This window comes from uncultured Acetatifactor sp. (genome assembly GCF_948601915.1).
Taxonomy (GTDB): domain Bacteria; phylum Bacillota; class Clostridia; order Lachnospirales; family Lachnospiraceae; genus Acetatifactor.
In genome coordinates this window covers 1,289-1,582 of sequence record NZ_CAPDXS010000284.1, presented here as the reverse complement: position 1 = coordinate 1,582, position 294 = coordinate 1,289, and positions in this window count along the sequence as shown.

Sequence of the window (294 nt, the reverse complement as noted above, 5' to 3'; positions counted from 1 at the left end):
ATTGCGGAAAAAATAGCACGGCGCAGAAGGAAATATCATAGTGCGGAAGGCAAAAAGAATCGGGGAAGGAGCAGCGCAGCGCGGAAGGAATAGCGCAGCGCGAAAGAAATAGCGCAGCGCAGGGAGGGCGAAGCATGATTACAAGCAGTTCAAATCCAAGGGTCAGACAGGTGGCGCAGTGGCAGGCAAAGGCGAAGGAGCGGCGTCAGGCGGGCATCTTTTTGGTGGAAGGCTTCAAGATGTTCGGTGAAGCTCCCGAAGATCGGAAGAGCACACGTCTGAACTCCAGTCACC